11 protein-coding genes are annotated in these 13,521 nt (G+C 73.1%); 6 read left to right on the top strand and 5 right to left on the bottom strand.

What is annotated here, in order from left to right; translation table 11 throughout:
- Positions 1–7 precede the first annotated feature (7 nt).
- Positions 8–1,228 (top strand): Vgb family protein, encoded by a 1,221-nt coding sequence (locus AC0680_RS01500; protein ID WP_478623969.1) that lies wholly within the window; start codon positions 8–10, stop codon positions 1,226–1,228.
- A gap of 222 nt (positions 1,229–1,450) precedes the next feature.
- Here the strand turns inward: AC0680_RS01500 and AC0680_RS01495 are convergent, their stop codons facing one another.
- The 4 genes from AC0680_RS01495 to AC0680_RS01480 form a co-directional block, all read right to left on the bottom strand.
- On the bottom strand, positions 1,451–2,740 hold the full coding sequence (locus tag AC0680_RS01495) for an MFS transporter (RefSeq protein ID WP_478623967.1): 1,290 nt from the start codon (positions 2,738–2,740) through the stop codon (positions 1,451–1,453).
- Between the two features lie 73 nt (positions 2,741–2,813).
- Positions 2,814–3,962, bottom strand: coding sequence for an amidohydrolase family protein (locus AC0680_RS01490; protein ID WP_478623964.1), 1,149 nt, complete (start codon positions 3,960–3,962; stop codon positions 2,814–2,816).
- The gene (locus tag AC0680_RS01485; protein WP_478623961.1) at positions 3,962–5,362 is read right to left on the bottom strand and encodes a glutamine synthetase family protein; all 1,401 of its coding nucleotides are present in this window, start codon (positions 5,360–5,362) and stop codon (positions 3,962–3,964) included. The genes AC0680_RS01490 and AC0680_RS01485 overlap by 1 nt, the downstream gene beginning before the upstream one ends.
- A gap of 105 nt (positions 5,363–5,467) precedes the next feature.
- Positions 5,468–7,531: a SpoIIE family protein phosphatase gene (locus AC0680_RS01480; RefSeq protein ID WP_478623958.1), complete on the bottom strand. Its 2,064-nt coding sequence runs from the start codon at positions 7,529–7,531 to the stop codon at positions 5,468–5,470.
- A gap of 254 nt (positions 7,532–7,785) precedes the next feature.
- Between AC0680_RS01480 and AC0680_RS01475 the strand changes: the two genes are divergently transcribed.
- The 5 genes from AC0680_RS01475 to AC0680_RS01455 all read left to right on the top strand — a co-directional run bounded on the left by AC0680_RS01475 (position 7,786) and on the right by AC0680_RS01455 (position 12,277).
- The gene (locus tag AC0680_RS01475; RefSeq protein ID WP_478623956.1) at positions 7,786–8,118 is read left to right on the top strand and encodes a DUF427 domain-containing protein; all 333 of its coding nucleotides are present in this window, start codon (positions 7,786–7,788) and stop codon (positions 8,116–8,118) included.
- A gap of 149 nt (positions 8,119–8,267) precedes the next feature.
- A complete protein-coding gene (locus tag AC0680_RS01470) occupies positions 8,268–9,251 on the top strand; it encodes a metallophosphoesterase family protein (protein ID WP_478623953.1) in 984 nt (327 codons plus the stop codon).
- A gap of 32 nt (positions 9,252–9,283) precedes the next feature.
- Positions 9,284–10,633, top strand: a complete 1,350-nt coding sequence (locus tag AC0680_RS01465) for an MFS transporter (protein ID WP_478623950.1) — start codon at positions 9,284–9,286, stop codon at positions 10,631–10,633.
- Positions 10,630–11,697, top strand: a complete 1,068-nt coding sequence (locus AC0680_RS01460; RefSeq protein ID WP_478623947.1) for a TolB-like translocation protein — start codon at positions 10,630–10,632, stop codon at positions 11,695–11,697. Before AC0680_RS01465 ends, AC0680_RS01460 begins: the two co-directional genes overlap by 4 nt.
- A gap of 73 nt (positions 11,698–11,770) precedes the next feature.
- On the top strand, positions 11,771–12,277 hold the full coding sequence (locus tag AC0680_RS01455; RefSeq protein ID WP_478623944.1) for a DUF309 domain-containing protein: 507 nt from the start codon (positions 11,771–11,773) through the stop codon (positions 12,275–12,277).
- A 49-nt stretch (positions 12,278–12,326) separates the two neighbouring features.
- Here the strand turns inward: AC0680_RS01455 and AC0680_RS01450 are convergent, their stop codons facing one another.
- On the bottom strand, positions 12,327–13,451 hold the full coding sequence (locus tag AC0680_RS01450; RefSeq protein WP_478623941.1) for a D-alanyl-D-alanine carboxypeptidase family protein: 1,125 nt from the start codon (positions 13,449–13,451) through the stop codon (positions 12,327–12,329).
- Positions 13,452–13,521: the final 70 nt, after the last annotated feature.

Genomic DNA, 13,521 nt, shown 5'->3' with positions numbered 1-13,521 from the left:
GAATTTCATGTCGTTCAAGAACATCTTCGACAGTTCCGGCGATGAAGCCGATTCCGCCAAGCAGTCCGCGCAAAAGCTTCACGAGGACACTCCCGGCGCCGGGGAGGGCGCCTGGGATGACGAGAACGAGACCGTCACGGGGAGCACCTCGGGGTATGCGCGCAAACTGGAGAGTGAGCGCGATCCATGGCTTCTGCGCCAGACGGCGCATGGCGCGTTCGACGTCATGGGTTTCCTCGACCCGCTCTTCCAGAAGTTCCATGACGCGTCCGGCGAACAGCGCAGGATTTCCGAAGACCCCCGATCGACATCCGATATGGCGTCGTCGGCAAGGGACAAGGCCTTCGAAAACGTGAAGGTGGAGATTCGCGACGAAGATCTGCCACGTATCAGCGAAGAACAGCAGAAGAGGCTGAAAGAGGCTCGCGACCAGGCCCAGGGCACTCTCTTGCTCACCGCGGGGTTGGGGCTCACCCGTGACATCGCGCTGGACCCGTCGCAGAACAAGGCGTACGTCGTCAGCGACGGCGGCCACCTGTACGGGGTGGACCTCGCCACCGGCGCCAAGCACGAGGTGGTGACGAGCGGCAGCCTGGGCGAATCCAGCGGCGTGGCGTTGGACGGGAAGGGCACGGCCTTCGTCACCGACAGAAGCGGCGCGCGCCTGCTCGCGGTGAATCTGTCCGACGGCCGGACCGAAACGATCGTCGACGGCGTGAAGGCGTACGGCATCGGGCTGGACGGGAAGGGCAAGGCCTACATCACCGACCAGGACAATGGGCAGCTCTTCGAAGTCGACCTGGCGACGAAGCAGAAGCAGCTGATCGTCGACGGCCTGGGGGCGTCCACCTCCGCAGTGGCGCTGGACGGGAACGGCAGGGCCTACACCGGCCATTGGAACGACGCGGGGGCCCTGTACGAGGTCGACCTGGCCAAGCGCACCAAGCGCGTGGTGGCCCCCCTTTCCCACACCAGTTGCGACATCGCGCTGGACGGCGCGGGCAAGGCCTACGTCTCCGACCACAGTGGAGACCGCCTGCACGAGGTCCACCTCGCCGACGGCGCGCGGCGCGAGGTGGTCAAGCCGAAATCCGGCGCCTTCTCCCCGCTCGGCGTCGCGCTGGACAGCGGCAACGGCATGATCTACGTCAGCACCTGGGAGGGCCAGCTGTGGCGCTTCTCCCAGCGTGCCCTCCAGGGCCCCGGCACGGTCGAAGTAAGTCCGTAGTACGGAGCGGGACCGGCCTTCGCACATCAGGACTCACGGGCACCCCCACCGGTCCTCCCTCTCCCACCCACGGGAGGGGGCGGACCGCAGGACGACGTCCGGAGGGCCGGTCCCGCTGCCGAGAACGCCCCGCGCAGCGGCACCCAGCCCGCCGCAGGCGAACAAGGCCAAACCCCTGCGGCGGGAAAGCCGAAGACGTGGGAAGCCGGCCAAGCGCAGCGGCTACGCCTGCGGATCACGCGCGTCATACCGCGCGAACCCCCGTCGGCCCAGCCCCAGCGCCGTGACGGCCAGTACGCACGCCAGGCCGCCGCCGATCACCGCGGTGGCCGGGGAGGTCAGGTCGGCGGCCGAGCCGGCGAGGAAGTCGCCGAGTCGGGGGCCGCCCGCGACCACGACGATGAAGACGCCCTGGAGGCGGCCGCGCATCGCGTCCGGCGTCGCGGCCTGCAGCATGGTGCTGCGGAACACCATCGAGACGGTGTCCGCGCAGCCGGCCACCGCCAGGAAGAACAGCCCGAGCCACAGGTGCCGGGAGAGCCCGAAGCAGGCGATCGCCGCGCCCCACGCGGCCACCGAGATCAGGATGGCCAGGCCGTGCCGGCGGATCCCGCCGAGCCAGCCGGAGAACAGCCCGCCCAGTACGGCGCCCACCGCGGGCGCGGCGACCAGCAGGCCGACGGTCTTGGCGTCCCCGCCGAACCAGAGCACCGCGACCGCGGGGAACAGGGCGCGCGGCTGGGCGAGCACCATCGCCGCCATGTCGGCGAAGAACGTCATCCGCAGGTTCGGGCGGGTGGCGAGAAAGCGCAGTCCGTCCAGTACGGAGGCCCGGCGACGCGGCCCGTCCCCCTGCTCGGGCAGCATGGACGGCAGCCGCCACATCGCGTACAGCGCGCCGGTGAAGGCCGCCACGTCGATCAGATAGGCCGCCTGGTAGCCCCACAGGCCAACGATGACACCGCCCAGCATCGGTCCGCCCATCAGACCGAGGTTGCTGGTCAGGGAGTTGAGGGCGTTGGCGGCGGGCAGCTGCTCGGTGGGCAGCAGCCGCGGGATCATCGACGTGCGGGCCGGGGAGTTCATCGCGAAGCAGACGGCCTGGAGGGCGACCACGGTGTAGAGCAGCCACACCCGGTGGTATCCGGCCAGCGCCGCGGTGGCCAGCGTGATGGACATCGCGGTCGCGCCCGCGGCGCTGTAGAGGCCCAGTTTGCGGCGGTCGACGGTGTCGGCGATGGCGCCTCCGTACAGCCCGAAGACGACCAGCGGGACCAGCGAGCACAGGCCGACCAGGCCGACCGAGAAGGTGGATCCGGTGATGGCGTAGACCTGCAGCGAGACCGCGAGCGCGGTCATCTGCTGGCCCATCCAGGAGATGGTGTTGCCGCACCACAGGCGGCGGTAGTCCGGGGAGGTGCGCAGCGGGGTCAGATCGGCGAATATCCGGGAGCGCAAGGGGGGTTCGCCCTTGTCGGGGCCGGTGTCGTCGTCGGTAGTTGTAAGGGCCACGCGGCGCAGTAAAGCACGCCGCGGAGGAACACCGGACGGCAGGGCGGGAATGGGCGCTCGCGGCCCGTGCCCCTTACGGCTCCGTCGGCGGGAGGCCGTACACCCTGCGCGCGTTGTCGGCGGCGATCATGGCGCCCACCCGGGCCGCGTCCGCGTGCGACCACGCCCCGGCGGCCGTCCACTCCCCCAGCACGCCGGACAGCGCCGTCCGGAAGAGCGCGCTGCCGACGACGTACAGCTCGGGGAGGCCGTAGGCATCGGTGGAGAAGAGCAGTTTGCCGAAGGGGGCGAGCTCCAGGAACTCGGCGAGTACGGCGGTGGCCCTCGGGCCGGTGTGGGTGAGGGTCAGTCCGATGTCGGCGTGGACGTGCGGGAAGACGCTCGCCAGATAGGCGGCCTGGCGGTGGTACGGGTAGCAGTGCAGCAGCACCAGGTCCGTACCGGTGTCGGCGGTGGCCCGGACCAGGTCGGTCAGCAGGGCCGGGTCGGCGTGGTCGAGCCGCAGGTCGGGGTCGCCGAAGCCGGTGTGGAGCTGGAGGGGGCGGCCGGTGGCGACGGCCAGCCAGATCAGGTGGCGGAGCAGGACCGGGTCGGTGAGGCGGGGTGCGCCGGCGGCGAGCCAGGAGCGGGCGGCGGCGCGTACGGCGTCGGGGGCCGGTGGCCCGGGCTCCAGTGCCAGCCCGTGACGGTAGGCGGCGACGCTCTTGAAGGCGACGGCGGTGCGGGCGGCGGCCTGGACCGCGCCGGCGAGGACGTCGGTGAACTCCTCGGCGTCGTGCGCGGCGGCCGCGGTCCGTTCGGCCAGCGTCTCCAGGCGTACGACCGGGTGCCCGGTGGCGCCGCCCGCCTCGGCCGTCCCGGCCGGCCCGGTCAGGTCGCCCGGGAGGCCGGTGTCCAGGAGGTAGACGCCGATTCCGGTGGCGCGCAGCAGGCGGCGCCGGGTCTCGTCGGGGCCCAGCTCCCGGCGGCGGGCGAGGTAGCTCTCGGGTGGGCAGTGCGCGGGCAGGTCGAGCAGCGGCGGGCACCAGCGGCGCACGGCGAAGCCGGCCTGGGTGTCGAAGAAGGTGGTGCCCGCCGCGGGCGGCCGGTCCGACTCGGTGAGGTACCCGGCGAACTCCTCGGGGTCCGGTTCGTGCCGGAGCACGCCGTGGCAGTGGTGGTCCACCAGCGGCGGCAGGCCGTCGTCGAAGCCGGGGCCGGGCCCCGGGGCGTCCGCGGTCATCACCAGCGCCAGCGGGTGGCGGCGGCGATCTCCTCGGCCGCGCTCTCGGCGAAGTGGGCCTCCTCGGCGCGCCGGACCGCGAGCACCGCGCCGTGCAGCACCTTGCCCATCGCCTCGTACAGCGACGCCGACTTCTCCAGCCGGTCGGCGGCCTCGGTCAGCGTGGCGGGCAGCCGTACGATGCCGCGCCGGGCGCGCTCGCGGACGCCGAGCGTGCCCGGGTCCCCGGTCTGCGGCTCGGGCATCCGGGTGCGGGAGGTGATGCCGTGCAGTCCGGCGGCGAGCACCGCGCCGACGGCGAGGTAGGGGTTGGCGGCCGCGTCGAACGTCTTGACCTCGGCGTGGCCGCCGTCCGGGTCGTCGGGGGCGCCGGTGATCAGGCGCAGCGCCGCCTCGCGGTTCTCCACTCCCCAGCACTGGTAGACGCCGGCCCAGTGGGAGGGCTGCAACCGCAGATAGCTGGCCGGTGAGGGGCAGCCGATGGCGAGCAGGGCGGGCAGGGCCTGCAGGACACCGCCGAGGAAGGACACCGCGTCCGGTGCCAGGCCCCATTCGGCGTCGGGGGCGCGGTGCAGGCTTTGGCCGTCGCGGTACAGGCCGAGGTGCAGGTGACAGCCGTTGCCCACCTGTCCGGCGACGACCGAGGGGGCGAAGGAGGCGCGCAGTCCGTGGCGGGCGGAGACCGCGCGGATGGTCTCGCGGACCAGCACCACGTCGTCGGCGGCGCGTACCGGGTCGCCGGGGGCGGTGGTGACCTCGAACTGGCCGGGCGCGTACTCGGGGTGGAGCTGGAGCACGTCGATGCCCTGGAGGGTCAGCGCCTCGGTGACGTCGCGGAGGTAGTCGGAGAGTTCGACGACCCGGGTCATGCCGTAGGCGGGGCCCGCGCAGGGGTAGTCGAGCGCTGCGTCGGCGTCGGCGGCTGCCGGGCCGAGCGTGTCGGGGGCGCGGGTGACCACCCACTCGGTCTCGAAACCCATCCGCACTTCGAGGCCGGCCTCGGCGGCCTGCTCGGCCATCCGCCGGGCGAACAGCCGCTGGCAGGCGGGGTGCGGCGCACCGAGCTGGTCGTAGCGGTCGACCGGTGCCCAGGCCCAACCGGGCTGGGCGGCCAGGGTGGTGACGCGGTCCAGGTCGGGGAAGAGCCGCAGGTCCCCGTCGGGCCCGCCGAGGTGGTCGGATTCGGTGATGGCGTCGTCGGAGGTGAAGACGTCGAAGACGGGCGACATCCCGACGCCGCGCTCGGCGGCGTCCGCCAGCCGCGCCACCGGGATGGTCTTGACGCGGGTGATGCCCGCGTTGTCCACCCAGGTCAACGCCACGTTGCGGACGGCTTCCGCCTCCAGCCGCGCCGCCACCCGGCGGGCTTCCTCGCGCTGTTCCGCAGCCCGCGTTGCCATAGTGCCGTCCTCACTCGACCGTGCCGATGCCTCGGCTCCCGTTCCCCGCTGGTGACCGGGGCTCGACGCTCCCCCAGCTGACGCCGGGAGGTACCCCCGCCCCGGTCAGGGGCAGTTGAACTCGCACCATACGCACTTTCCGCCGCCGCGCGGCTCCACACCCCAGACATCCGCCAGCCGGTCGACGAGGAGCAGGCCCCGGCCGGAGACTCCGGCCTCGCCCGGTTCGCGGCGTCGCGGCAGGCTGCTGGAGTGGTCCTCGACCTCCAGCCGCAGGCGCCGCTCGACGCTGTGCGGCATCCGGATGTTGACCACGGCCTCGCCGTCGGTGTGCAGCAGGGCGTTGGTGATCAGTTCGTCGGCGACCAGCTCGATCTCCTCGGAGCGGTCGGCCGCGCCCCAGGCGCGTACCGCGGACCGGATCATGTGCCGGGCGGCGGAGAGGCCTTCGGGGTCGGCGGGGGCGATGTGCTGGCGGAACCGGCCGACGGTGTCGTGCTCGGGCGCGCCCAGACGCCTCAGCAGCAGCAGCGCCATGTCGTCCTCGCCGGTCCGGCCCCCCACCGACTCGCAGAGCCGGTCGGCGAGTTGCTGGACGTCCTGGGGGCCGTCGCGGACCTCTCGGGCCAGCTCGCGCATGCCGTCGTCGAGGTCGGTGCCGGGCTGTTCGACGATGCCGTCGGTGCACAGCAACAGGGTGTCGCCGGGGGCGAGCTGAACGGTGGTGACGGGGTAGTCCAGGCGCCGGAACTCGGAGGAGATTCCCAGCGGCAGCCCGCCGGCCACCGGCAGCCGGCGGCAGATGCCCTCGGCGTGCCGCAGCAGCGGGTCGATGTGGCCGGCCCGTACGATCCGGGCCGCGCCGGTGCTCAGGTCGGCGTCGACGTAGGTGCAGGTGGCGAAGCGGTCGGTGTCGAGCTCGTTGAGGAAGGCGGAGGCGCGGCCCATGACGGTGGCGGGCGAGTGTCCTTCGGCGGCGTAGGCGCGCAGGACGATCCGCAGCTGGCCCATCAGCGCCGCCGCCTGGGTGTCATGGCCCTGGACGTCGCCGATCACGGCCCCGACCCGGCCGTTGGGCAGCGGTATCACGTCGTACCAGTCGCCGCCGATGTGCCGGCCCATGCGCGCGGAGCGGTAGCGGACCGCGACCTGGGCGCCGGGGATACCGGGTATCCGGCGCGGCAGCATGGCCTGCTGGAGGCCGGCGGCGATCTCGTGCTCCTGGTCGTAGAGCATGGCGCGCGCCAGGCTCTGCGCGATGCTGCTGCCGAGCGCCACCAGCACATTGCGTTCCTGGTCGCGGAAGTCGCTCTCCCGCTCGAAGAACAGGCCGATCACACCGATCGGGCGGCCCTGGGCGATCAGCGGCAGATAGGCGGCGGAGTTGACGTTCAGCGGCTCGATGGCGGGCCACAGCCGGGGGTAGCCGTATTTGAACTCCTCCCTGCTGTGCACGTAGCGGGGGGTGAGCGTGCGCACCACCTCGCTCATCGGGAATTCGTCGCCGACCCGCGTGTACTCCAGATCGGGCACATAGCTGCCTGCCTTGCCCTCGGAGACCAGCCGGATGCGTCCCGCCTCGACCAGCCCGAGGATGACGTTCTCGGCGCCCAGCCGGCTCAGGCCCTGTTCGCCGGCGAGCACGGCGATCACTTCGCCGACGGTTCTGGCGTGGGCGAGGGCGGCGGTGGTGCGCTCGACGACGCTGGTGTGCCGGCGGCGCTCCTCGTCGACCGCCAGCCGCTCGACCGCGTGGGTGTACTCGTGGCTGGCGTCGCGGACCACGCCGATGATCCGGCGGGGCCGGCCGGTGGGGTCGCGGCGGATGCTGCCCTGGGCGTGGGTCCAGCGCAGCCGCCCGTCGCGCAGCCGCACCCGGAAGTAGGCGCCGTAGGAGTCGCTGCCGTCCTTCAGGGCCCTGGCGACCAGGGCGTCGAGCCGGGCGGACTCATGGGCCGGGACGCGGGAGCCGAGGCTCTCGGGGCGGTCGTCGTATTCGGACGGACGCAGGTCGAAGACCTCGAGGGCGGGTGGGTCCATGTGCATCAGCCCGCTGTCGAGGTCCCAGTCGAAGCCGCCCATGCCGTTGAGGGCCAGTGTCAGGTCCGGGTGGGCGGGCCAGTCGTCCGGCACCGACACGGTGGGCTGCTTCGCTGCCCGGTCAGCCATGCCGTCACTTTGCCACATTCACCCGGATTGCGGAGGGTCCAGCCCAGGCCACGGACGACACAAGGGCGGTCACCGAGCGTGTCCGACAGGCGGTCGGGGCCGTACCCCAGGGCGGTCGCCCCCTGCGGATCGCACGGGCGACGCACAAGGCGCGGGCCGCGGTACGGCCGGATTTCGGCGGGTCCTCCTACGCTGGAGGTCGCAACGGCAGGAGGGTCCGCACGCGACTCCTCCACGACCGAAGGGACCCGACCATGAGCACCGTCCGAGGCCATCGGATCGAGATCGATCAGGGCACCGACCACATCCGCGTCACGGTCGGCGGGCAGCTGCTGGCCGAGAGCCGCCGCCCGCTGCTGCTCTCCGAGACCGGCTGTCCGGTGCGCTACTACCTCCCGCCCGAGGACGTGCGCACCGACCTGCTGATCCCCTCCGACACCCACACCGTCTGCCCGTTCAAGGGCACCGCCTCCTACTGGTCGCTTCCCGGTGGCCCGCAGGACATCGTGTGGGCCTACCCTGAGCCGCATTCCGAGGTCGCGCAGATCAAGGATCATCTCTGCTTCTACGAGGTCGAGTTGGGGTGAGGCGGGCCGTGGCAGCGGCCGGCGGAGCGACTCCGGAGCAGGGCGGATAGGAAAGTTTCCTAACAATAGCGTCCCTCTTCTTGACGCGTACATGGCCCGACGCCAGGATTCCTCGGGACGGCTCCCCCACGCCGACCCAGGAGACGGATATGACCTCCCCTCGCGCCGACATGCCCGTACAGCCGCCGCGGCGGCGCACGACCCCGACCGGCAGCCGCCGATGGGGGATCCCCGTCGCCGCGGGCGCGGCGCTCGCGCTCGTCGGCGGTGTGGCGCTGTGGTCGAACGCCGGGCGGGCCGATGCCGCGCCCGAGCGGGCAGCGGGCGCGCACGCCGCCGGGTTCACCGCCGTCGCTGCCGGCGACATCGCCGAGCGGTGCACGGCGAGCGACAGCGGCTGTGCGCACCCCAAGACCGCGGCGCTGGTGAAGCGGATCGATCCCGCTTTCGTACTGACCATGGGTGACAACCAGTACGACGACGCCCGGCTCAAGGACTTCAAGCGCTACTACGACACGAGCTGGGGCGCCTTCAAGAGCAAGACGCACCCGGCCCCCGGAAACCACGAGACCTACGACCCGGACGGCGAACTGGCCGGCTACAAGTCCTACTTCGGGTCGGTCGCCTACCCCAAGGGCAAGAGCTACTACAGCTTCGACCAGGACGGCTGGCACTTCATCGCGCTCGACTCCAACAGCCTGGACAAGGCACAGACCGACTGGCTCAAGGCCGACCTCGCCGCCAACTCCAAGAAGTGCGTGGCCGCTTACTGGCACCACCCGCTCTTCTCGTCCGGCGAGCACGGCAACGACCCGGTCAGCCACCCGGTCTGGAAGCTGCTCCAGGACGCCAAGGCCGAGCTGGTGCTCAACGGCCACGATCACCACTACGAGCGCTTCGCACCGCAGGACGCGGACGGCGAGGCCGACGAGAACGGAATCGTCGAACTCCTCGCCGGGATGGGCGGAGCCAACCCGTACAAGATCGAGGAGGTCCAGCCGAACAGCGAGAAGCGGCTCACCGACACCTTCGGAGTGGTGAAGCTGAACTTCACCGACACCGGCTTCTCCTGGGAGCTGGTGGGCACGGACGGGCGGACGAAGGACCGCAGCCCCGCCTACCAGTGCCACTGACCGGCCGACGGGACCCACGGGCGGTCTGACCGATGTACCTCGCGACCACGGACGCGGCCGCGGCGACGACACGGGTGACGCGCGGCCGCGTCGGGGGCCCGGTGCTGGCGCTCGGCGCGGTCAGCCTCGTCACCGACATCTCCTCCGAGATGGTCACCGCCGTGCTGCCCCTCTACTTCGTCCTCCAACTGGGGCTCTCCCCCCTCCAGTTCGGCTTCCTCGACGGCCTCTACAACGGCGTCACCGCGCTGGTGCGACTGCTGGGCGGGCATGCGGCGGACCGCGGCGGACGGCACAAGCTCGTCGCCGGGACCGGCTACGCGCTCTCGGCGCTGTCCCGGCTCGGGTTGCTGCTCGCCGGCGGCACCACCCTCGGCATCGGCGCCTCGCTCGCCGCGGACCGCATCGGCAAGGGCGTGCGCACCGCCCCGCGCGATGCGCTGATCTCGCTTCAGGCCCCGCCGGACGCGCTCGGCCGGGCCTTCGGCGTGCACCGCGCGATGGACACCACCGGGGCGCTGCTGGGCCCGCTCGCGGCGTTCGCCCTGCTGTGGGCCACGGCCGACGCCTACGACGCGGTGTTCGTCGTGAGCTTCTGCGCCGGGGTGGTGGGGGTGCTGCTGCTGGTCGCGTTCGTGCCCGGAAGGGCCGCCCTGGCCGCCGGCCACCGGGGGCCGGGCGCCGGGCCGCGCACCCGGGCACCGGCCGCCGCGCCCGGCCACCAGCAGGTGCCCGCCGCCGCGCCCCGCCCCCGCACACGGCTCCTGGCGCCGCTGCGCGACCCCGCGTTCCGGCGGATCTTCGTGGCGGCGGCGCTGCTCGGCGCGGCGACCATCGGCGACTCGTTCCTGTATCTGCTGCTCCAGCGGCGGCTGGACTTCGCGGTGGGCTGGTTCCCGCTGCTGCCGCTGGGGGCGGCCGCGGTCTATCTGCTGCTCGCCGTGCCGGCCGGGCGGCTCGGTGACCGGATCGGCCGCCGGGTGCCGTTCCTGTGCGGGCACGCGGCACTGCTCGCCGGCTATGTCCTGTTGTTGGCGACCGGTGCCGGGCCGGTGCTGCTGGTGGGTGTCCTGCTGCTGCTCGGGGTGTTCTACGCCGCCACGGACGGTGTGCTGATGGCGCTCGCCGGTCCGGTGCTGCCGGTCGCACGGCGGGCGAGCGGGATGGCTCTGCTGCAGACCGGCCAGGCGCTGTGCCGGCTGCTGGCGGCCGCCGGATTCGGCGCCGCCTGGACGCTGTGGGGCACCCGTCCCGCGCTGTGCCTCGCGGTGTTCGCGCTGGCCCTGGCGCTGGTGGCGGCCGCCGCCCTGCTCCCCCGCCGGGACCGCCCGGCCGGGCCGAACCCACCGGACCGCCCGGAAAGGCAGCCGTCGCGCGCATGACCTCGCCCCGTCCCACCTCCTCCCTGTCCGCGCGGCTCGCCGCGGTCTCCTTCCGGGCCCGGATCGTCGCCGTGCTGACCGCCACCGCGGTCCTCGCCACCGTCGCCGTCGCCTACACGGTCGGTGCCGCCCGGCGCGCCGAACCCACCGACGCCGCCTCCGCCTTCGGCCTCGACCACGGCCGGCTGTACTTCCGCAGCACCGGCGCCGGCGCCGGCCGGGTCGCGAGGCTCCCCGCGCCAAACGGCCGCCCCGGCGCGGTCTCCTCGGTCGCGGCGCCCCGGCCCGAGCGCCGCACCACCGGCGGGCCGGTCTGCGAGCGCTTCTACGCGGCGGCCGGGACGGGCCTGTGCCTGCAGCGCCGCCCCGGCATCCCGCCCCGGTCCTACGCCGTGGTCCTGGACCGGCGGTTGCGCGAGAAGCGGCGGATCGCGCTCACCGGCATCCCCAACCGGGCCCGGGTGTCGGCCTCCGGGCGGATGCTGTCGTGGACGATGTTCGCCACCGGCGACTCCTACGCCACCACCGCGTTCTCCACCCGCACCTCGATCCTGGACACCCGCACCGGCTACCTGATCAAGAACATGGAGGAGATCCCGCTCACCCTGGACGGCCGCCGCTACCACTCCCCCGACGTCAACTACTGGGGGGTCACCTTCGCCCGCGACGACAACCGCTTCTACGCCACCGTCTCGACCAAGGGCAGGACCTACCTCGTCCAGGGCGACATGCGCAGGTGGGCGGCGCGGACGATCCGCCAGAACGTGGAGTGCCCCTCGCTCTCGCCGGACAACACCCGCCTCGCGTTCAAAAAGCGGGTCCGCCCGGGCGCCACCGAGCCCTGGCGGCTGTACGTCCTGGATCTGCGCACCCTGCGCGAGCACCCGCTCGCCGAGGCCCGCAGCGTCGACGACCAGGCCGCCTGGCTGGACGACCACACCCTCGCCTACGCCCTGCCGGGCCGCGCGGGCCGGGCCTTCGACGTCTGGACCGTACCGGCCGACGGCGGTGGGAGCCCGTCGCTCGCCGTGCCGGACGCCTCCTCCCCCGTACGGGTCCCTTAGGGGCACCCTGCACTGGGAGCGCGGGCCGCGATGTCGCCGTACGGGGCGGCCGTCAGGGGCGCACAATTGAGGGATGAATGACACCCAGGAGCCCCGGAACGAACCCCGCCGGGACCGTGACGAGCAGGGACGGGCCCGTAACGCCCGGCCGCGCGACGGCCTCGGTCGCCCGCTGCCCTACGGCGCCCCCGGCGTGGCCCGGCAGCCCGAGGGGGTGGCCCGTACGCCCGCCCAGTCGCTGGCCGAGGCGCAGCGACTGCTCGACGCCGGGATGCCGTTCCACGCCCATGAGGTGCTGGAGGACGCCTGGAAGACGGCGCCGGAAGCGGAGCGCGAGCTGTGGCGGGGGCTCGCCCAGCTCGCGGTGGGACTCACCCATGCGGCCCGGGGCAACGCCGTAGGGGGTACCGCGCTGCTCGACCGGGGGACGGCGGCCATCAGGCCGTACGCCGATGCCGCCCCCTACGGGGTCGACATCGGGGGACTAGTGGCCTGGGCCCGGGAACTGACGGGCCGTCTGACCGCTCCGGGCGCCGTATCGGCGGCCGAGGCCGCACCCCGGCTGCGGGCCACCGGCTAGGGCACTGGGGAGGACGTCGGGCTCCGCCGGGACGCGCGGAGCCGTCGGCCTACCCCGCGCGGCCGCGGCCGCGCGGGTCCCGCCAGCGGGCGAGCATGGCGCCCAGTCCCATGACCACGATCCCGGCGGCGCCCGCCCCGAGGACGAGGGCGGGGTGCCAGGGTGAGGCGGCGCGCTCGCCCTGGGCGCGGGCGTCGTACGCGGCGCTCACGGCGTGCAGCGTGCCCACCGGTTCCGCGTCGCCGGCCGTGCGGAAGCCCCAGTCCAGCAGTGCGCCGGCTTCCTTGTAGACGCCGTTGACGACCCGTGACTGCGGGTTCAGTACGGTGACCAGCAGCGTGCGGCCGTTGCGGCGGGCGGCGGCGATCAGCGTGTTGCCGGCCTTGGAGGTGTAGCCGTTCTTCACGCCGATGATGCCGGGGTAGCGCGGCAGCCCGTGCGAGCCCACCAGCATGCGGTTGGTGTTCTCGATCTGGGTGGTGCCGTTGGGGCCGGGGAACGAGGCGCGGGCGGTGGCGCAGTAGCGGGCGAAGTCCTCCTGGGCGAGCCCGGCGCGGGCGAAGACGGTCAGGTCGTGCGCGGAGGACACCTGGCCGGGCGCGTCATAGCCGTCGGGGGACTTCACCGTGGTGTCGCGCGCGCCGAGTTCGCGTGCGGTCTGCTGCATCTCGCGGGCGGTGGCCTGCCAGCCGCCGTTCATCGCGGCCAGCACGTGCACCGCGTCGTTGCCGGAGCGGAGGAAGACCCCGCGCCACAGGTCGGCGACGGTGTAGCGGTGGCCGTGCCGGACGCCGACGACGCTGCTGCCCGCCCCGAGGCCCGCGAGGTCGGCCGAGCTGACCTGGCGGACCGTGTCGGAGGAGAACTTCGGCAGGACCGTCACCGCGAACAGCGTCTTGAGGGTGCTGGCCGGGGCGAGCTTGCGGTGCGGGCTCTTGGTGGCCAGCACATTGCCGGTCTCCGCGTCGGCCACCATCCAGGACAGTGCGCTCAGCCCGCTGGGCAGGCTCGGTGCACCGGGGGCGGCGACCGCCTGCACCCCGTCCGTGGTCTTCGCGGGTTGACGGGCCGTCGGCCCGCTCGCGGCGGCCGGTATGGACGTCAGGGACACACCCACGACGGCCACCAGGGCCATTGCGGCCGCTTTCTTGGACACACGCGCGTCACTTGCCATGCGGTAACGCTAAGTAGGGAACGCCCTGTTCGCACAGCGGGTGGGCCAGACGGGCCAAACGGACCCCTGG

The sequence above is a fragment of the Streptomyces sp. NPDC043738 genome (genome assembly GCF_056436545.1).
The sequence above is the reverse complement of the archived record's forward strand: the minus strand, read 5'-3'. Positions and strand labels throughout refer to the sequence as shown.

Excerpts from the sequence above, each read along its gene's own strand:
- AC0680_RS01475 (WP_478623956.1), top strand. The coding sequence starts at position 7,786 with ATGAGCACCGTCCGAGGCCATCGGATCGAGATCGATCAGGGCACCGAC.
- AC0680_RS01450 (WP_478623941.1), bottom strand. The coding sequence starts at position 13,451 with ATGGCAAGTGACGCGCGTGTGTCCAAGAAAGCGGCCGCAATGGCCCTG.
- AC0680_RS01455 (WP_478623944.1), top strand. The coding sequence starts at position 11,771 with ATGAATGACACCCAGGAGCCCCGGAACGAACCCCGCCGGGACCGTGAC.
- AC0680_RS01485 (WP_478623961.1), bottom strand. The coding sequence starts at position 5,362 with ATGGCAACGCGGGCTGCGGAACAGCGCGAGGAAGCCCGCCGGGTGGCG.
- AC0680_RS01465 (WP_478623950.1), top strand. The coding sequence starts at position 9,284 with ATGTACCTCGCGACCACGGACGCGGCCGCGGCGACGACACGGGTGACG.
- AC0680_RS01500 (WP_478623969.1), top strand. The coding sequence starts at position 8 with ATGTCGTTCAAGAACATCTTCGACAGTTCCGGCGATGAAGCCGATTCC.
- AC0680_RS01490 (WP_478623964.1), bottom strand. The coding sequence starts at position 3,962 with ATGACCGCGGACGCCCCGGGGCCCGGCCCCGGCTTCGACGACGGCCTG.
- AC0680_RS01460 (WP_478623947.1), top strand. The coding sequence starts at position 10,630 with ATGACCTCGCCCCGTCCCACCTCCTCCCTGTCCGCGCGGCTCGCCGCG.
- AC0680_RS01470 (WP_478623953.1), top strand. The coding sequence starts at position 8,268 with ATGACCTCCCCTCGCGCCGACATGCCCGTACAGCCGCCGCGGCGGCGC.
- AC0680_RS01480 (WP_478623958.1), bottom strand. The coding sequence starts at position 7,531 with ATGGCTGACCGGGCAGCGAAGCAGCCCACCGTGTCGGTGCCGGACGAC.